Below are 17,830 nucleotides of genomic sequence, written 5' to 3'. Positions count from 1 at the left end.
TAAGTTTACTCAATAGCTTCTTTGATAAACAGTGCTGTCAGAAAGACAAACACATATGCCTGGATCAGTCCGTCGAAAATATCAAAATAACAGGTCAACGGTACAGGCACCAGTACAGGGGCTACTGCTTCGATCAGTTTCATGACAACGAAGGAACCCAGTACGTTACCGAATAATCGCATACAAAGGGATACCGGTCGGATGAAGATTTCCAGGATGTTGATCGGCAACACCACCGGTGTAGGTTCTGCAAAACTCTTCAGCCACTTTTTTCCGCCTTTTGCATGGATTCCGGCAAATTCAATTAATACAATGCTCATGATTGCCAGAGCTGCTGTTACATTCATGTCTTTAGTTGGTGGTTTAAATCCCAGAATACCAATCAGATTGGCTACGCCAATATAAATGGCTACCGACATCAGATAAGGAATATACATTTTTCCTTTTTCTCCAAGAATATCTTTGAAGAAATCCTGTATGACACCGATCACTGTTTCCAGTGCCAGCTGGCGTTTACTGATGTTTTCAGGTTCCACCTGGAGATTGCGTGTAAGTAATATGGAAATTATTACCAGTGCAGCCATAATGATCCAGGTTACAACCACCGACTCTGCGATTTCAATTCCTCCAAACAGGGGGATCGTAAAGGCAGTGTCACAGTTCAGCTCTTCCAGTAATTTACTTGCTAAATCCGTTTCTCTCCCTCCCTTTCCTTAACTTTTAATAAGCAAAACGTAACTGTTCAGTACCCTCGTGGGATATTACCTACTGAATAGTCACTTAAAACTTCTGAATTTATATCCTCTCCATAAATCCAAAGTTTTACAAATTTTACTTCTGAATTTTTCATTTGTCAACATTCCTATTTTTCATGTTTGTTTTTGTCAATTTTTCTCGTATTTTAGCGAAACTGACCATTAGTCGTTTTATTATTCACAAAATCCTGTGTATTTTTTATGCTATTTTTCATTTTTCCAGGTTTTCTTAAAATTTCCCGGCTCGAAACCTGTCTTTTTTAGATATTTTTTATATCTTTTTTAGTTATTTTTATCATTTTGTGAATTCGTAGATACCGATGCCGGTAGCCAGGGCCAGGTTTAACGAATCGATATGATCGGTATGACGGATCACCACACTTTGGCCTTCATCCGCAAAACTGTCCGGCAGTCCGGTGGCTTCATTTCCGAAGATCAGGGAGTAGGTCTCAGTGGTGTCTCTCTGAAGCTCCTGCAGCGGCACAGCTCCCTTTAGCATAAACGGATAAAGGCTTCTGTTACCCGCCTGTTCTTTGTAGGCTTCGAAGCTTGGGAAATAACAGAAATTCAACTGAAACAAAGATCCCATCGAGGCCCGTACTACTTTCGGGTTAAATACATCCACACCCGGCTCTATGATCGCAAGATTTTCGATACCAAAACCGATGCTTGTCCGGATGATCGTTCCCATATTCCCCATATCACTCGGGTTGACAAGAACAATATGATCCGCTGTTGGATCCAGCTGGTTCGTGTATTTTTCAAACACACCGACAGCGAAGATGTTCTCTTTGTCTCTGAGCTTTTCAACCACTTTTGCGGCCCGTTCGATCGGTATATTGTGCCGGTTACACAGGTCAGTGATGATCTCCAGTTGAGTCTCACTGTTCATATCCGGGTGAAGCAGGACTTTCAGCACATGTTCCGGCTGATTTTTCAGCAGTTCGATCGTCGGGAAAGCGCCGAAGGTGTAGGAGTGGTTCATTTTTTTTGCGTATTTTTTTAACGGTACATCTCGGTTCATAAGTTTTCTCCTTTTCTTTGTTTATTCAGAAGGTCTTTTTCGACCTATAGATTTTGAATTTTCGTATCAGACATTAAAAAAGCACCGTCCCCGATGCTCCATGTCATCGAAAACAGTGCTTTAAGTGCGCCTTCAGGGATTCGAACCCTGGACAAATAGATTAAGAGTCTACTGCTCTACCAGCTGAGCTAAAGGCGCTTGTATCTGTAACGCAAGAACTATTATATCATCCGTATAGAAAAATGCAAGTCTTTTTTTACAATTTTTTTCGTTTTTTTTCACTTTTCTTTCTCGCACACAGGATATCGTCCAGTTCTGACAGACGTTTGTGCAGATCAGTCAGTTTGCGGTCGATCCTGGGGTTGTTGTAGCTCCAGTCGTAGAAGCGGTTGCGGCAACAGCATTTTTTTCCCATCTTCTCACGGATCCTTCAAAGTTCTGTTGTTATAATATGATATGAAGGAGAAAGAATCCGGTCCACAGCGGGTTATTCCGCTGCGCCGGATCATTTTCTCTTCTTATCGGTGAATGATCATTTTATGGATCGGGTTTCCCGCCCGGGAGAATTTTTCTTCGTATTCGGTCATTACATTTCCTTCCATCAGCTTTGCATCATGATGAAGATCAAAAGTCGAAGCGTCCAGAAACCATCCTGCTTCTTTCACTTCTTCCAGTGAGAACTCAAACAGTGGGCGGTTATCGGTCTTGAACTCTACCGTTCCCTCCGGTGCCAGGATCTTGTCGTAACGCTCCAAAAACTGGCAGGAAGTCAGACGGCGTTTTGCATGACGCTCCTTCGGCCATGGATCCGAAAAATTCAAATAGATCTTATCCACTTCTCCTTTCTCAAAGACATCCGGCAGATTTCGTGCATCCATACGGATAAAATACAGGTTTGGCAGATCTTCTTCGAGCTGTTCTCTCTTCTGCACCGCACGGAGCAGTACACTGTCATACATCTCGATCCCCACAAAATTACGGTCCGGATGCAGGCGCGCCATATCCATGATAAAACGTCCCTTTCCCATTCCCACTTCAATCTGTACCGGCTGCTCATTGCCAAAAAGCTGCCCCCATGTTCCCTTGTGTGTCTCCGGTTCCTGTACCACATAATCGCTGGCTGCAATCGTCTCTTTAGAGCCGCGTATATTCCTTAACCTCATATATTTCCCTCCAGGTATTTTCTTGTGTAAAACAGCTATGTCGCGCTTTATTCTACTATAAAAGAGGCATACTTGGAAAGGACTATTTTTCATTATGAATATGAATAAATTTGTTATACATTTCCAATAATTTGTATACATATAGACAGTTCTGATTTACTTTTTGATTGAATAGGTGTATGATAATGATAAATTTTAAACAAAGGAGTAGGGAAAAATGGAATCTGTAATCGACAAATTGTCTGAAATCGAGACAGCCGCTTCCCGTATTATGGAATCTGCTGTCGAAGAAACCCGACGTCAGGACAACGCGGCCGAGGAACGTACCTCTACTTATGATAACGATACGGATGCTCAGGCTGCCAGAGCACTGGAAGCTGCCAAACGCACTTTGCAGGAACAGGCGGATCGGGAACTGGAACACCTGAAAACCTCCACCGAACGTTCCCTTAAGCACATGGATGCTTATTATAAGGAACATAAAGATGCATTATGTGACAAGATTTACCACAAAATAATCAGGATGTGAAGTATATGGGATCATTATTATCTTACAGTGGTCTGACCACGAAGATCCGAGCCATGCAGAGCAGACTGCTGACTGACGATCAGTACCGGGAACTGGCAGAACTCAAAAGCGTTCCCCAGGCAGTTGCCTATCTGAAACAGCAGCCCGCTTATGAAGCGATCCTGGACTCTCTCTCAGAAGAGGCTCTGCACCGTGGAAAGATTGAACAGCTTCTGGTGAATTCGATTTATCGCGATTTTACCAAGATTTATCAATTTTCCAACATGGAGCAGCGCAAATTCCTCAATCTTTATTTCGGACGATACGAAGTGTCCATCATGAAAGAATGTCTGAATAAGATCTTTGACCACAGAGATGTAAATCTGGATCTTTCTTTATTCAAACCATTCTTCGATAAGCACTCACAGCTGGATATCAACCTGCTGACCGCGTCCCGGTCCATTGAAGAATTTGTCAGTCATCTGCGGGGAACCAGTTATCACCAGCCGCTGACAGCGCTGTCCGGTCTGGAAACACCAACGCTTTTTGACTACGAGATGGCACTGGATCTTTCTTATTTTTCTGCCATATGGAAGACAAAAGACAAGATTCTCTCCAAAAAGAACCTGGAAGAGATCACCAAAGCCTACGGGAACAAATTTGATCTGCTGAATCTTCAGTGGATCTACCGTTCCAAACAGTATTACCATATGACCGCTGCCGATGTCTATGCACTGCTGATTCCTGTGAATTACAAGCTGCATAAGAAAGATATCGCCGCTCTGGTAGAAGCTGAGACGATGACAGCTTTCGAATCGCTTCTTGACCGGACCTACTATGGACGACGTTACGAAAAACTGAACTCACATACGCTTGAAGAGATGTACAGCAGCATCATGAAACATGTCCTTTCCGGAGAAAGCAAAGCGGATCCTTATTCGGTATCCACGATCTACTGCTACCTCTATCACAAAGAACATGAGATCGACCGGCTGACAACGGTACTCGAATGTATTCGTTACAGTATCCCGCCGGAAGACACCATGCGCTATATCTCGAAATCGTAAGCAAAAAAACACCGGGGGATGTAACTATGATTGAAAAAATGCAATTTGTAAGCATCACCGGACCAAAAGCCGATATTGACCGGGTGGTGGATCAGTATCTTTCCCGATACGAGATCCATCTGGAAAATGCTCTTGCACAGCTGCAGACGTTAAAAACACTGACTCCTTATCTGCAGATCAATCCCTACAAAGGACTTCTGGCAAAAGCACTGGAATATGAAAAGCTTTTGGACTCCGGAAACATCCAGAAGAATCTCACCATGACACTGGATGAAGCGGTCGCATTGATCGAATCCTTCGATCAACAGCTGACCCGAATCAACGAACAGAAAAAAGAACTGGAAGATCAGAAAAAAGAACTGGAAGAACTCCTGACACAGCTGGAACCCTTCCTCTCACTTGACTTTGATATTTCCCGTTTTCTGCAGTTCCGCTATATGACCTGCCGCTTTGGTCGTATCAGCAGGGAATATTACAACAAATTTGAAACGTATGTGTATGGCAGTGAAGAGACGCTCTTTTACCCCTGCCAGAAAAATGACCGGTATATCTGGGGCTTTTATTTCTGCCCGACCAAAGTGACTGACCGGATCGATGCAGTCTACGCATCCATGCATTTTGAACAGCTGGATGTTCCCGAAAAGCTTTACGGCATTCCGTCTCAGGTACAGGCACAGTTAGCCGGACAGTTGCAACAGACAGAAAAAGAGCTGGCAAAACTGCAGGATACCATTGCCGAACTGCTGCAAAAGCAGGGTGAAAAGCTCTATGCAGCCACACGGAAACTGGAAAGTCAGTCCCGCAACTTTGATGTCCGCCGGCTTGCCGCCTGCACCAAAGAGGATAACCGGGAAGTCTTTTATATCCTGTGCGGCTGGATGTCTGTCACAGATGCCACAGCTTTTCAGAAAGAAATCGCGGATGATCAGAATCTCTACTGTTTCGTAGAGACAGATCCGTATTCCACAGCACACGGCGAACCGCCGACCAAGTTAAAGAATCCGAAGATCTTCCGTCCCTTTGAAATGTTTGTGAAAATGTACGGTCTGCCGTCCTATCACGAGATGGATCCTACGATCTTCGTGGCACTGACCTATATGTTTATCTTCGGTGCGATGTTCGGTGATGCCGGTCAGGGAGCCTGCCTGGTGATCGGCGGATTTCTTCTATATAAGTTTAAGAAGATGGATCTGGCGGCCATTATCGGCACTGCAGGTATTTTCTCCACTTTCTTCGGTCTGATGTTCGGCAGCATCTTCGGTTTTGAAGATGTGATCCCCGCGCTCTGGCTGCGTCCAGTGGAGGCGATGTCCAATCTGCCGTTCCTTGGTACGTTAAATACGGTATTTGTCGTTGCAATCGCTTTCGGTATGTTCCTGATCCTGATTACAATGATCTTTCATATTATTAATGCCGTTCGCATGAAAGATGTAGAAGGCATCTGGTTTGACCAGAATGCTATGGCAGGACTGGTGTTCTACGGTTCCCTGGTTGCTGTGATCTTCCTGTTTATGACAGGTCACACCCTTCCCGCGGGTGCGGTTCTCGGCGTGATGTTCGGTATTCCGTTAGTGATCATTATGCTGAAGGAGCCTCTGGCAAGAATGGTGAAAAAAGAAAGTCCCGTCATCGAAGGAAGTAAGGGCATGTATTTTGTACAGAGCTTTTTTGAACTCTTCGAAGTCATGTTAAGTTATCTGTCCAACACCCTTTCTTTCGTCCGTATCGGCGCTTTCGCCGTCAGCCATGCCGCTATGATGGAAGTCGTACTGATGCTTGCCGGTGCAGAAGCCGGAAGCCCGAACTGGATCGTCGTGATCCTCGGCAATATTTTCGTTACCGCGATGGAAGGCCTGATCGTAGCTATCCAGGTTCTCCGTCTGGAATATTATGAGATGTTCAGCCGTTTCTATAAAGGAAACGGAAGAGCTTTTCAGCCATTTTTAAAAAAATCCAAAAATAAATAAGCAGGAGGATATTATTATGTCAACTATTATCGAAATTCTTACCGCCGCAGCACTGATTCTCAGCATCATCATCCCGGGAGGCGCATTTCTTCTGGGTGAGAGAAACAAAAAACGTTACAAAAAGTCTCTGGCAGTCAACTGTTTCTTCTTCTTTGGCACACTCCTTGTAGGAACCATCGCCATGTTCGCCGGTGCGCAGAACGTACAGGCTGCTACTGACGCAGCCGGAAGTGGTCTTGCAACCGGTCTTGGTTATCTCGGTGCCGCTCTCGTAACCGGCCTGTCCGGTATCGGTTCCGGTATCGCCGTAGCAAGTTCTGCAAGTGCAGCCCTGGGTGCTATCAGCGAAGACGGTTCCCTGTTCGGTAAATCCATGATCTTCGTAGCCATGGCAGAAGGTATTGCTCTGTATGGTCTGATCATTTCCTTCATGATCTTAGGTAAACTTTAATCCTTACAAAGAGGTTTTGCTTTATGAAAATGTATCTGATCAGTGACAACATCGACACCCAGACGGGCATGCGGCTCGCCGGGGTGGACGGTGTGGTGGTGCACGAAAGAGAAGAACTGCGCACCGCTCTGGAAACGGCTCTGGCTGATAAAGAAATCGGGATTCTTCTGCTTACAGAAAAGTTCGGCAGAGAATTCCCGGAAATTGTGGATGAGGTGAAACTCCATCACAAGGTACCTTTGATCGTGGAGATCCCCGACCGTCACGGTACCGGCCGGAAACCGGATTTTATCACCTCTTATGTCAACGAAGCCATTGGACTAAAACTGTAACTATTCAGTAGCCACTGTACCGCGAGGTGTTTTGGCATGAATATGCCAAAATCCCGAGACATACAAGCCAAAATGCCATCACCGAAGGTGATTTTAAATGCATTTTGGCCCGTAACTGTGAAGGTACTGAACAGTTACCTAAAACTATAAATCAAAGAGGGTGAATACATTGACTATCGAAGAAAAATTACAGCATTTTTATACAGCCTCCATCGACAGTGCCATGCAGGAGGCACAGCAGGTGCAGACACAGCATCAGGAAGCCCTGGATAAGATTTTCCAGGAACATAAAGAGACCAAAGAACGGCAGATTCAGTCTCATATTCAGGCGGAAACCGACAATCTCAAACGCGAAATCAACAAAACCGTCTCTGCCAGACAGCTGGAATACCGCCGTCTTCTTTCCGATAAGACCGAAGAGATCAAGCAGCAGCTGTTTCACGATGTGGCGGAGCGTCTTGCACAGTTTCGCTCCACACCGGAATATCTGGAATATCTCTCCCAGCGGATCCAGGAAGCCCGCGACTTTGCCGGAGAAGATGCCCTTGTGGTTTATCTTGATCCCGCAGACCAGAACTGGATCCCGGAACTTGCCGCACGCTTTGGCTTTGCCCCGGTAGTATCCAGAGAAGCTTTCATGGGCGGTATGCGCGCCGTGATCCACTCCAAAAATATATTGATAGACAACTCATTTGCTACTTTACTCAGGGAAGCAAAAGAAGAATTTGTCTTTGCCGGAGGTATGACAGATGAATAAAAAAGGAATCATTTATGGAATCAACGGACCAGTTATTTACCTGAAGGGAAATACTGGTCTTCGTATGTCTGAGATGGTACATGTGGGTGAGGAGCATCTGGTAGGGGAAGTCATCTCCCTGTCAAAGAAAGCCACCACTGTACAGGTCTTCGAGGAGACCACCGGTCTGAAACCCGGCGCGGAAGTTGTGGGAACCGGTGATGCCATCTCCGTAACACTGGGACCTGGAATCCTGAACAACATTTTCGACGGTATCGAGCGTCCGCTAAGTGAGATTGCTGCCCGCTCCGGCAAATATATCACCCGTGGTGTCAGCGTCGATTCTCTGGATACCTCCAAAAAATGGAATGTTCATGTAACCGTATCCGAGGGCGATCATGTAACCGGAGGAACCGTCATCGCGGAAACCCAGGAAACCGCAAGTATCCTTCATCGATCCATGGTTCCTCCGGATGTGGAGGGAACTGTTATCAAAGCAGCCCCTGATGGTGCTTACACGATCGTGGATCCGATCGTCACACTGGAACTTGCCGACGGAACCACAAAGGAACTCTCCCTGTGCCAGAAATGGCCGATCCGTGTTCCCCGTCCGACCAAAAGACGTTTCCCGGCATCCAGGCCGCTGATCACAGGTCAGCGTATCCTGGATACCATGTTCCCGATCGCAAAAGGCGGCACCGCCGCTGTTCCCGGTGGTTTCGGTACCGGAAAAACCATGACCCAGCACCAGATCGCCAAGTGGTCCGATGCAGATATCATCATCTATATCGGCTGCGGTGAACGTGGAAACGAGATGACTCAGGTACTGGAGGAATTCGGAGAACTGGTGGATCCGAAGACCGGTCATCCCCTGATGAATCGTACGGCCCTGATCGCGAATACCTCCAACATGCCGGTGGCTGCCCGTGAGGCTTCCATCTACACCGGTCTGACGCTGGCGGAATATTACCGTGATATGGGTTACGATGTGGCTATTATGGCAGACTCTACCTCCCGTTGGGCAGAAGCCCTCCGTGAACTCTCCGGCCGTCTGGAAGAGATGCCGGCAGAGGAAGGTTTCCCGGCTTATCTGGCTTCCCGTCTGTCTGCCTTCTATGAAAGAGCTGGCATGATGGAAAATCTTAACGGAACCGAAGGAAGCGTATCGATCATCGGGGCTGTATCCCCGCAGGGCGGTGATTTCTCCGAACCGGTCACGATGAATACCAAACGTTTTGTCCGCTGCTTCTGGGGACTGGACAAGTCGCTGGCTTATGCACGACATTTCCCGGCGATCCACTGGCTGACCAGTTACAGCGAATATCTGAACGATCTGGCACCATGGTACCAGACCCATGTAAATAAAAACTTTATCGATCTCAGAAACCAGATCATGGCTCTTCTTAATACGGAAAGCAGCCTGATGGAAATCGTAAAACTGATCGGCAGTGACGTTCTTCCGGATGACCAGAAACTGATCCTCGAGATCGCCCGTGTGATCCGTCTGGGATTCTTACAGCAGAACGCATTCCACGCAGATGACACCTGTGTCCCGCTGGAAAAACAGTATAAGATGATGGAAATCATTTTATATCTGTATAAAAAAGCAAAAGCCCTGGTAACCATGGGTATGCCTATGTCTGTCCTGAAAGAGGACAATATTTTCGAAAAGATCATCGCCATCAAATACGATGTGCCAAACGACAAACCGGAAATGTTTGACGATTATAAAAAAGCTGTTGATATCTTCTACGATAAAGTACTGGAAAAGAACGGATAAGGAGGATGGAAATATGGCAATTGAATATCTTGGCTTAAGTGAAATCAACGGTCCTCTGGTAGTTCTGGAGGGAGTAAAAAATGCAGCATATGAGGAAATCGTAGAATTTACCATCGATGGAAAAGAAAAGAAACTGGGACGAATCGTGGAGGTCTATGAGGACAAAGCTGTGATCCAGGTTTTTGAGGGATCCGACAATATGTCTCTCGACAACACCCACACCCGTCTGACCGGGCATCCCATGGAAATCGGTCTTTCCGAGAAGATCCTGGGACGTACCTTCGACGGTATCGGCAACCCGATCGACGGTCTGGGACCGATCGTGGCAGACACCAAAGCAAATATCAACGGTCTGCCATTAAATCCGGTCACCCGTGAATATCCGCGTAACTATATCCGCACCGGCATCTCCGCCATCGACGGTCTGACAACCCTGATCCGCGGACAGAAGCTTCCGATTTTCTCCGGAAACGGTCTTCCCCATGACCAGCTTGCCGCACAGATCGTACAGCAGGCTTCTCTTGGTGACAATACCGATGAAAAATTCGCCATCGTTTTTGCGGCGATGGGTGTCAAATATGACGTGGCTGAGTTCTTCCGCCGTACCTTCGAGGAAAGCGGTGTTTCTGACCACGTAGTCATGTATCTGAACCTGGCAAATGATCCGGTCGTTGAGCGACTGATCACTCCGAAAGTGGCACTGACCGCCGCCGAATATCTGGCTTTTGAAAAAGGTATGCATATTCTGGTCATCCTCACCGATATCACTTCTTTCTGTGAGGCGATGCGAGAGGTATCTTCCTCCAAGGGTGAGATTCCTTCCCGTAAAGGTTATCCGGGTTACCTCTACAGTGAACTGGCCACCCTTTATGAGCGTGCCGGTATCGTACATGGCGGCACCGGATCGGTTACGCAGATTCCGATCCTGACCATGCCAAACGACGATATCACCCACCCGATTCCTGACCTGACCGGGTATATCACCGAAGGTCAGATCGTTCTGGACCGACAGCTTCACGGACAGGCGATCTATCCACCGATCAACGTACTGCCGTCTCTGTCCCGTCTGATGAAGGATGGTATCGGTAAGGGATATACCAGAGAAGACCATCAGGATGTGGCAAACCAGCTGTTTTCCTGCTACGCAAAAGTAGGAGATGCCAGAGCACTTGCTTCCGTTATCGGTGAAGATGAACTCTCTCCGTTGGATAAGAAATATCTGATTTTCGGAAATGCTTTTGAACATGAATTTGTCGGTCAGGGACCGATGGAAAACCGTATGATCACAGAAACGCTGGATATCGGCTGGAAACTGCTCGGTCTGCTTCCGAAAGAGGAACTTGACCGTATCGATACGAAGGTGCTGAATCAATATTATCAGCCGACCGACATTGATCTTGTGGAACAGGCTGTCGCTGACGCGAAGTCTATGATGGAATAAAAGGGGGGTTTTTATGGATCCAAATACCTTCCCTACCAAGGGAAATCTGATCCTTGCCAAGAATTCTCTGGCTCTTTCTCTCCAGGGATTTGACCTGATGGATAAGAAGCGAAATATTCTGATCCGTGAAATGATGAACCTGATTGATGAGGCGAAGGGTATCCAGTCGCAGATCGATGTGACCTTCCGTGAGGCGTATGCGGCGTTGCAGAGGGCAAATATGGAAATCGGTATTAATACCGTACAGACGATTTCTTATACAGTTCCCATTGAGGATTCGATCCGTATCAAGACCAGAAGCATCATGGGTGCGGAGATTCCGTTGGTGGAATCGGAACCTTCCGGGGATGCCCCGACGTATGCGTTTTACAGTACGAAGGAGTCTCTGGATGCGGCTAAGCAGGCGTTTGAAAAGGTGAAGGAACTGACGATCCGACTTTCCATGGTGGAAAATGCAGCGTACCGGCTGGCAGCGAATATCAAGAAGACACAGAAGCGGGCAAACGCGCTGAAGAATATCACGATTCCTCATTACAAGCAGCTGACGAAGGATATCAGTAATGCGCTGGAGGAGAAGGAGAGAGAGGAATTTACGAGACTGAAAGTGATCAAGAGAATGAAAGGAGCCGGGGGCTGAACCCTGGCTTCTTTTTTTAATTCCCGCAAATTGTTTGAAAATTCACTGTATTTTTTTTTACTATTTGACTATAAAAAAGTCAATAGTTTTTCCACACTCTTTTTGTCGAAACATCGATTTATCACTTATTCACAAAACATTTGTTTCCTTTTTCGTTATGTAAATCACGGTTGTCCACATGAAAAAATGTGGATAAAGTGGATAACTTTGTGTATAACTTGATTTTACGGCATTTCCAGTATTTTCCTATGTGGATAACCGGAGTATAACTTTTTCACTATCCACCTTAATTGTGTGAATTTCAGACACAACTTAGTACTTTTTAACAAAAGCCCCTTTTTATCGCTGTTTTCACAGGTTTCTCAGCAGTATTTTCACATAGGACATACTCATGGTGATTTCCATATTCATTTCCGCTTCTGTTATCTTTTATACAGATCCTGCTGCGCAGAATTCACACAGTTTGCCCCGTCTGCAGCTGCTGTAATAATCTGGCGCAGTTCCTTGGTTCTGATATCTCCCGCTGCGTAGATACCCGACACACCGGTTCTTCCATCCTCGCCGGCTTTGATATATCCATGCTCATCCAAATCTACCAGTTCCTTTACAAACCCGGTATCCGGTACGGTTCCCACTGCAATAAAGACACCATCCACATCCAGCTGATACTCTTCTGCGGTCTTTGTCTGTTTCAGAGTTATCCACTGCACCTGCTGCTCTCCGCCAATTTTTTCCACCGTGGTATCCCAGATACAGGTAATATTGTGGAAATCTTTCAACGCATCCTGTAACACCTGTGCCGCCCGCAGCTGATCCCTTCGGTGAATCAGATACACCTGTTTACAGCCTCTCGCCAGGAAAATTGCATCTTCCACAGCCACATCCCCGCCGCCGACAACAGCCACTGTCTTATCTTTAAAGAACGCCCCGTCACAGGTTGCACAGTAAGAGACTCCCATCCCTGCCAGTTCTTCCTCACCGGGAACTTCCAGCTTCCGGTGAACTGCACCCGCCGCCAGAATAACCGCCTTACCACGATAATCTGCCTTCTTTGTGTGCACGATCTTCCACTCTCCGTCCAGTGAAATTCCTTTCACCTTCCCTCTCGCAATCTCTACGCCAAGCCCGGTCACATGCTCCTTCAGCTTTTCTGCCAGTTCCAGTCCACTGATTCCCGGCATCCCCGGATAATTATCCACCTCATACGTATTCACGATCTGACCGCCCTGAATAAAACCACTCTCCAGGATAACCACCTTCAACCCGGCACGTTTCCCATAAATCCCCGCCGTCAGCCCCGCCGGTCCGGAACCTACAATAATCATATCATACACATTCTCACACATACACTTCGTCTCCTTTCTGTCTGAAACAACTATAACATATTTTGGCATTGATTCCCATACACTGATAGTAATTCCCGCCCTCATGGAGTCCTATGCATAATCCGAAACTTTCCAAAAAATTCTTCATCCCCCTTCTGTTTCTGATCTGTTTTCTGACCTTTCTTGTGGTGCGCACGCTTACCTACTCCTACTTCATCAACCGCCGCTTCCGCGCCTGTACCAACACCATCTTTACCACCGACATATCCGGCAATCCGCTTAACCTTCACTACACACTTGCCTACCCTGAATCCTCCGGCATCAAAGATTATTCCCTCTCTCTCGGAACCTTCGATCCCACACAGCTCTCCGGTCAGAAGATTCTCCTTGAAAACAGACGAACCATGATAAATGCCTTTCCCGCCAGAGATCTCAGTCCCGATAACCGGCTGACTCAGCAGATTCTCTCTCTTTACTACGAAACACAGCTTCTTCCTGCCAGACAATATCTTCTGGATGAAGCCCTAAGTCCCTCCCTCGGGACCCAGGCTCAACTCCCCATTCTTCTCGCAGAATACACTTTTCGAAAAGAAGACGATGTCCGGAATTACCTGAAGCTTCTTACGTCTGTGGACAGCTATCTCGAAAGCATCCTTTCTTTTGAAAAACTGAAAGCACAAAACGGTACTTTCATGAGTGATGCCACTGCAGACCGCATCATCAGTCAATGCAGCACATTTATCAAAGACCCGGACGATAATTACCTGGCCTCCGTCTTTTCCGAAAAGATCCAGTCTCTTTCCGGTATCTCTGAGCAAAAAAAAGCCGCCTATCAGAAACTGCACAACCAGATTCTCACCGGTCAGGTACTTCCTGCCTATCAGTCTCTGATCGATGGTCTGTATCTGCTGAAAGGAAGCGGGAAGAATCCCGGAGGACTCTGTCAGTTCGCCGGTGGTAAAGTCTACTACGAATACCTGATCAAAAGCAGCTGCGGTATCTACGACACCGTACCTGAGATCCAGTCCCGCCTGATTCACCAGTTTCAGACCGATCTCTCCCTTGCCACAAAACTTATGGGAAGCAGCACTGCCACACCGACCTTCGCAAAGGATGTATTTCTTCCGATATCCAAAGCGCAAACCGGGACACTCTCCGGGATATTCTCATTTTCTGCCGGGCTGATCGATGCTGCTTCCGGGCTTTCCTTTACTTCTACACCCTCTGCCGCCGAAACTTCTCCCGAACAGATTCTGGAAGATCTGCAAAAACAGATACAGACCGATTTTCCGGCTGTTCCTTCCACCTCCTACGAAGTCAAATATGTGCATCCGGATCTGGAGGAACATCTGAGTCCGGCATTTTATCTGACACCACCCATAGACACTTTAAGTCCCAATGACATTTACATTAACCGACACGCAAATATGAGTGGTCTGGAACTATATACCACTCTGGCGCACGAAGGATTTCCGGGTCATCTTTATCAGACAATCACATTCGCTTCTTCCGCCCCGGATCCCGTCCGATACCTTCCGGCCATGGGTGGTTACGTGGAAGGATGGGCAACTTATGCAGAATCCTTTGCCTATACTTATTATCAGCCCGATTCCACCGACGGACAGCTTGCCTGGCTTAACCGCTCTCTGAATCTTTGTATGATGTCTCTTCTCGATACCGTAATCCACTATAACGGCTGGAATCAGGAACGCTGCGCCACCTTCCTGTCGCAGCTGGGGATTACAGACAACACCATTCAGAAAGAGATCTACCAGGTGATCGTGGAAGATCCCGCCAATTACCTGAAATATTACCTTGGCTATCTGCAGTTTCTTGATCTGCAACAGGAAGTCCGTGAACTTGCCGGTGACACCTTTCATCTTCACAGTTTTCATCAAAAGATACTCTCTGCCGGTCCCTGCCAGTTCCCGATTCTGAAACAATGGATACTCACTCAATATAAAACCTGATGCATTCTCCCCCAAAAAATGCTATACTAAAACCAGTCATCATATCCTCCCGGAATTTTTCTGTATCTGATTTCTAAAAAAGTGCAGAAAGACTCCGGGAGTACATAACAGAGGAAAGGAGTTTACAGGCGATACAAATGATAACAAAACAGCGTACCCTTTATCTGCTGCTTCTTTTTTTGCTGACTCTTTTTCCTCTCTCCGGCTGTTCTTCCGGCTCCTCACCCGGAAAACAGACTGCTGATGAAACAAAAAGTGACACAAAGACAACTTCCCGTGAAACTTACACTGATGTCTGTACACCGCAAGCCAGTCAGACTGTTGTATACGGAGACAAAACCACATCTCTGGATGCCTCCCACACTGAAAACGGCTATCTTATGCTTTGTTACAACGGCAAAGTTTCCAAAGTAAAGTTACAGATCACCACTCCGGATGGCACGGTATACACTTATACACTGAACCCGGATTCCTACGGAAGTTATGAGACTTTTCCATTATCCGGAAGCAACGGCACTTATCAGGCAGACCTCTACGAAAATGTCACTGATGATAAATATGCACTGATCTTTTCTCAGAGCCTTAATGTTACCCTGAAAGATGAATTTCAGCCATATCTTTATCCCAACCAGTATGTCTGGTTTACCAAAGACTCCAAAGCAGTCAAAAAGGGGCAGGCACTGTCTGATGACTCTGCAGACGATCTGGACTATGTACAGCAGGTTTACCACTATGTAATAGAAAATATTACTTACGACACACAGAAAGCAGAAACAGTGGCATCCGGCTATATTCCGGATCCCGATGCCACAATGGAGTCTGGGACAGGTATATGTTTTGACTATGCCTCCCTTATGACAGCACTGCTTCGTTCCCAGCATATCCCCACAAAACTGGAAGTGGGATATTCGGGAGAAGCCTATCACGCCTGGATCAGTGTATATCTGCACGAGGTCGGCTGGGTGGATAACATCATAGAATTTGACGGAAAGGACTGGTCCCTGATGGATCCCACCCTGGCCGCCAGCAACAGTGCCTCTTCGGTAAAAAAGTACATCGGCGACGGCAGCAACTACACAGTAAAATATTCCTACTGATACAGGGAGGTTTTTATGAATAAAAAACAACAGCCATTTTTCAACCCGGAGCTTTCCGGTTTCTGTTCTCAGATGGCCATGATCCTTCACTCCGGTATCTCACCACTGGAAGGGATCACCATCATGCTGGAAGATTCCACATCCGACCGGGAAAAAGATATTCTTCAGCAAATCCTGGATATCCTGCAGGAAACCGCAGATTTTTCTCTTTCCCTGAAAGAAACCGGTTTATTTCCTTCTTATCTCGTCCATATGGTACAAATCGGTGAGGAAACCGGCACACTGGATGAGGTAATGTCCGCACTAAGCGAACACTATGAACGGGAAGACAGCATCGCAAAAAGCATCCGCAACGCTGTGACTTACCCGATGATCATGATCGGTATGATGCTTGTCGTCATTCTGGTACTTCTCGTAAAAGTCATGCCGATCTTTAACCAGGTATTTGTTCAGCTCGGTACCGAGATGACCGGATTTTCCGGTGCACTGATGCATATCGGTAACGCTATCAGCCGTTATTCTGTCGTTTTGGTAATTCTTCTTGCCGTCATCGCCGCTGCGTTATTCTTCGGAAGCCGCACGGAAAAAGGAAAGGCTGTACTTGCGAGATTCGCGAAACATTTTCGGTTCTTTTCGTCTATGGCACAGCAACAGGCGGGCTGCCGGTTTGCCGATGTGATGAATCTGGCACTTCGAAGCGGACTGACTCCGGAGCGCGGCCTGGAACTTGCCGCCATGTTGAATCAGGATCCTGATTTTCAGATAAAGCTGGAGGCTTGCCAAAAACAGGTGAATGAGGGCGAAGATCTTTCTCATGCTTTGTTTTCCTCCGGAATCCTCACCGGTACTTACGCCCGCCTGGCATCGATCGGGCAAAAAACAGGTTCTATGGATCAGGTCATGAAACAGGTGTCAGATATGTATCAGGAAGAAATCGATACCCGGATCTGCAACACACTGGCGGTTCTGGAGCCTTCCCTGATCATCGGACTTTCTCTGATCGTCGGTATCATTCTGTTATCGGTCATGCTTCCTCTGATGGGCATTATGTCCGGTATTTAACAGGAGGAACTGCTTATGTATCGATTTCAAACCTCCCCGCAGAGGATACCCGGAAAAAAGCTGTGGGTTTCTCTGTTGCTTTTTCTTTTTCTGATCCTGTTGTTTACACTTGGAACTTCTTCTCTCTCAGAGAATACGGTCCGCAGACAAAAGGAAAGTCTCACCCAGGCCCTGAACCGGGATATCACCTACTGTTATGCAACAACCGGTCGCTATCCGGAAAGCCTGGAAGCTATCAAAAAAGACTACGGGTTGATCTATGACGATTCTCTCTTTTTTGTGGACTACCGGACCCAGGGCTCCAATATTTATCCGGAAGTTACGATCATAGAAAGGGGACGATAAACGATGAAATTATTATCCCAGAAGCGCCATGCCATTGATTTTCTGTTTCCGGTCACAGTATTTTTTGTTTTTACAATCTCGGCTCTTACTGTGATCCTGCTGGCAGCGCGGATCTACCAGTCCACAGCAGATGACTCTCAGAGAAATTATACCTCCGGCACTGCCCTTTC

At 46.8% G+C, this 17,830-nt stretch carries 18 protein-coding genes and 1 tRNA gene; 13 read left to right on the top strand and 6 right to left on the bottom strand.

Features of this window, described 5'->3' with window-relative positions:
- Positions 1 to 5: 5 nt before the first annotated feature.
- The 5 genes from MSA64_RS09085 to trmB all read right to left on the bottom strand — a co-directional run bounded on the left by MSA64_RS09085 (position 6) and on the right by trmB (position 2,942).
- Positions 6 to 674, bottom strand: coding sequence for a F0F1 ATP synthase subunit A (locus MSA64_RS09085; RefSeq protein WP_106491207.1), 669 nt, complete (start codon positions 672 to 674; stop codon positions 6 to 8).
- 376 nt (positions 675 to 1,050) lie between these two features.
- The gene (locus tag MSA64_RS09080) at positions 1,051 to 1,779 is read right to left on the bottom strand and encodes a TrmH family RNA methyltransferase (protein WP_022171506.1); all 729 of its coding nucleotides are present in this window, start codon (positions 1,777 to 1,779) and stop codon (positions 1,051 to 1,053) included.
- A 125-nt stretch (positions 1,780 to 1,904) separates the two neighbouring features.
- Positions 1,905 to 1,977: transfer RNA gene (locus tag MSA64_RS09075), tRNA-Lys, on the bottom strand.
- A gap of 58 nt (positions 1,978 to 2,035) precedes the next feature.
- On the bottom strand, positions 2,036 to 2,194 hold the full coding sequence (locus MSA64_RS09070; RefSeq protein ID WP_022171507.1) for a hypothetical protein: 159 nt from the start codon (positions 2,192 to 2,194) through the stop codon (positions 2,036 to 2,038).
- A gap of 103 nt (positions 2,195 to 2,297) precedes the next feature.
- Complete coding sequence (gene trmB / locus MSA64_RS09065; protein ID WP_287891390.1) at positions 2,298 to 2,942, bottom strand: tRNA (guanosine(46)-N7)-methyltransferase TrmB; 645 nt, start codon at positions 2,940 to 2,942, stop codon at positions 2,298 to 2,300.
- A gap of 217 nt (positions 2,943 to 3,159) precedes the next feature.
- Here trmB and MSA64_RS09060 point away from each other — a divergent pair, with 217 nt between their 5' ends.
- From MSA64_RS09060 to MSA64_RS09020, 9 genes are all read left to right on the top strand, one after another.
- Positions 3,160 to 3,471, top strand: a complete 312-nt coding sequence (locus MSA64_RS09060) for a hypothetical protein (protein ID WP_154431463.1) — start codon at positions 3,160 to 3,162, stop codon at positions 3,469 to 3,471.
- 5 nt (positions 3,472 to 3,476) lie between these two features.
- Positions 3,477 to 4,517 (top strand): V0D/AC39 family V-type ATPase subunit, encoded by a 1,041-nt coding sequence (locus MSA64_RS09055; RefSeq protein WP_154431464.1) that lies wholly within the window; start codon positions 3,477 to 3,479, stop codon positions 4,515 to 4,517.
- A 26-nt stretch (positions 4,518 to 4,543) separates the two neighbouring features.
- The gene (locus tag MSA64_RS09050) at positions 4,544 to 6,484 is read left to right on the top strand and encodes a V-type ATP synthase subunit I (protein WP_154431465.1); all 1,941 of its coding nucleotides are present in this window, start codon (positions 4,544 to 4,546) and stop codon (positions 6,482 to 6,484) included.
- 16 nt (positions 6,485 to 6,500) lie between these two features.
- Positions 6,501 to 6,935 (top strand): ATP synthase subunit C, encoded by a 435-nt coding sequence (locus MSA64_RS09045; protein ID WP_022171512.1) that lies wholly within the window; start codon positions 6,501 to 6,503, stop codon positions 6,933 to 6,935.
- 23 nt (positions 6,936 to 6,958) lie between these two features.
- Complete coding sequence (locus tag MSA64_RS09040; RefSeq protein WP_022171513.1) at positions 6,959 to 7,267, top strand: V-type ATP synthase subunit F; 309 nt, start codon at positions 6,959 to 6,961, stop codon at positions 7,265 to 7,267.
- Between the two features lie 160 nt (positions 7,268 to 7,427).
- Entirely contained in the window at positions 7,428 to 8,024 is a 597-nt protein-coding gene (locus tag MSA64_RS09035; RefSeq protein ID WP_277663295.1) for a V-type ATP synthase subunit E, read from the top strand.
- The gene (locus MSA64_RS09030) at positions 8,017 to 9,783 is read left to right on the top strand and encodes a V-type ATP synthase subunit A (RefSeq protein ID WP_106491211.1); all 1,767 of its coding nucleotides are present in this window, start codon (positions 8,017 to 8,019) and stop codon (positions 9,781 to 9,783) included. Before MSA64_RS09035 ends, MSA64_RS09030 begins: the two co-directional genes overlap by 8 nt.
- A gap of 13 nt (positions 9,784 to 9,796) precedes the next feature.
- Positions 9,797 to 11,224, top strand: coding sequence for a V-type ATP synthase subunit B (locus MSA64_RS09025; protein WP_287891386.1), 1,428 nt, complete (start codon positions 9,797 to 9,799; stop codon positions 11,222 to 11,224).
- Positions 11,225 to 11,237: 13 nt separating this feature from the next.
- A complete protein-coding gene (locus MSA64_RS09020; RefSeq protein ID WP_154431469.1) occupies positions 11,238 to 11,861 on the top strand; it encodes a V-type ATP synthase subunit D in 624 nt (207 codons plus the stop codon).
- 422 nt (positions 11,862 to 12,283) lie between these two features.
- On the opposite strand, the gene trxB is transcribed toward MSA64_RS09020, so the two are convergent.
- On the bottom strand, positions 12,284 to 13,207 hold the full coding sequence (trxB, locus tag MSA64_RS09015) for a thioredoxin-disulfide reductase (protein WP_287891384.1): 924 nt from the start codon (positions 13,205 to 13,207) through the stop codon (positions 12,284 to 12,286).
- A gap of 92 nt (positions 13,208 to 13,299) precedes the next feature.
- On the opposite strand from trxB, the gene MSA64_RS09010 reads away from it, so the two are divergent.
- The 4 genes from MSA64_RS09010 (at position 13,300) to MSA64_RS08995 (ending at position 17,660) form a co-directional block, all read left to right on the top strand.
- Positions 13,300 to 15,156, top strand: coding sequence for a DUF885 domain-containing protein (locus MSA64_RS09010; protein WP_287891383.1), 1,857 nt, complete (start codon positions 13,300 to 13,302; stop codon positions 15,154 to 15,156).
- Between the two features lie 137 nt (positions 15,157 to 15,293).
- Positions 15,294 to 16,253, top strand: coding sequence for a transglutaminase-like domain-containing protein (locus tag MSA64_RS09005; protein WP_287891382.1), 960 nt, complete (start codon positions 15,294 to 15,296; stop codon positions 16,251 to 16,253).
- Positions 16,254 to 16,268: 15 nt separating this feature from the next.
- Positions 16,269 to 17,315, top strand: a complete 1,047-nt coding sequence (locus MSA64_RS09000; protein WP_277663299.1) for a type II secretion system F family protein — start codon at positions 16,269 to 16,271, stop codon at positions 17,313 to 17,315.
- Positions 17,316 to 17,330: 15 nt separating this feature from the next.
- Positions 17,331 to 17,660 carry a hypothetical protein gene (locus MSA64_RS08995; protein ID WP_154431473.1) on the top strand — a complete coding sequence of 110 codons (330 nt, stop codon included), beginning with the start codon at positions 17,331 to 17,333 and terminating at the stop codon, positions 17,658 to 17,660.
- The last annotated feature ends 170 nt before the right edge of the window (positions 17,661 to 17,830 follow it).

The organism is Oliverpabstia sp., from assembly GCF_022785585.1.
Classification (GTDB): Bacteria; Bacillota; Clostridia; order Lachnospirales; family Lachnospiraceae; genus Oliverpabstia; species Oliverpabstia intestinalis.
The sequence above is the reverse complement of the archived record's forward strand: the minus strand, read 5'-3'. Positions and strand labels throughout refer to the sequence as shown.

Excerpts from the sequence above, each read along its gene's own strand:
- MSA64_RS09055 (WP_154431464.1), top strand. The coding sequence starts at position 3,477 with ATGGGATCATTATTATCTTACAGTGGTCTGACCACGAAGATCCGAGCC.
- MSA64_RS09030 (WP_106491211.1), top strand. The coding sequence starts at position 8,017 with ATGAATAAAAAAGGAATCATTTATGGAATCAACGGACCAGTTATTTAC.
- MSA64_RS09020 (WP_154431469.1), top strand. The coding sequence starts at position 11,238 with ATGGATCCAAATACCTTCCCTACCAAGGGAAATCTGATCCTTGCCAAG.
- MSA64_RS09010 (WP_287891383.1), top strand. The coding sequence starts at position 13,300 with ATGCATAATCCGAAACTTTCCAAAAAATTCTTCATCCCCCTTCTGTTT.
- trmB (WP_287891390.1), bottom strand. The coding sequence starts at position 2,942 with ATGAGGTTAAGGAATATACGCGGCTCTAAAGAGACGATTGCAGCCAGC.
- MSA64_RS09040 (WP_022171513.1), top strand. The coding sequence starts at position 6,959 with ATGAAAATGTATCTGATCAGTGACAACATCGACACCCAGACGGGCATG.
- trxB (WP_287891384.1), bottom strand. The coding sequence starts at position 13,207 with ATGTGTGAGAATGTGTATGATATGATTATTGTAGGTTCCGGACCGGCG.
- MSA64_RS09070 (WP_022171507.1), bottom strand. The coding sequence starts at position 2,194 with ATGGGAAAAAAATGCTGTTGCCGCAACCGCTTCTACGACTGGAGCTAC.
- MSA64_RS09025 (WP_287891386.1), top strand. The coding sequence starts at position 9,797 with ATGGCAATTGAATATCTTGGCTTAAGTGAAATCAACGGTCCTCTGGTA.
- MSA64_RS09080 (WP_022171506.1), bottom strand. The coding sequence starts at position 1,779 with ATGAACCGAGATGTACCGTTAAAAAAATACGCAAAAAAAATGAACCAC.
- MSA64_RS09045 (WP_022171512.1), top strand. The coding sequence starts at position 6,501 with ATGTCAACTATTATCGAAATTCTTACCGCCGCAGCACTGATTCTCAGC.
- MSA64_RS09060 (WP_154431463.1), top strand. The coding sequence starts at position 3,160 with ATGGAATCTGTAATCGACAAATTGTCTGAAATCGAGACAGCCGCTTCC.
- MSA64_RS09000 (WP_277663299.1), top strand. The coding sequence starts at position 16,269 with ATGAATAAAAAACAACAGCCATTTTTCAACCCGGAGCTTTCCGGTTTC.
- MSA64_RS08995 (WP_154431473.1), top strand. The coding sequence starts at position 17,331 with ATGTATCGATTTCAAACCTCCCCGCAGAGGATACCCGGAAAAAAGCTG.
- MSA64_RS09050 (WP_154431465.1), top strand. The coding sequence starts at position 4,544 with ATGATTGAAAAAATGCAATTTGTAAGCATCACCGGACCAAAAGCCGAT.
- MSA64_RS09005 (WP_287891382.1), top strand. The coding sequence starts at position 15,294 with ATGATAACAAAACAGCGTACCCTTTATCTGCTGCTTCTTTTTTTGCTG.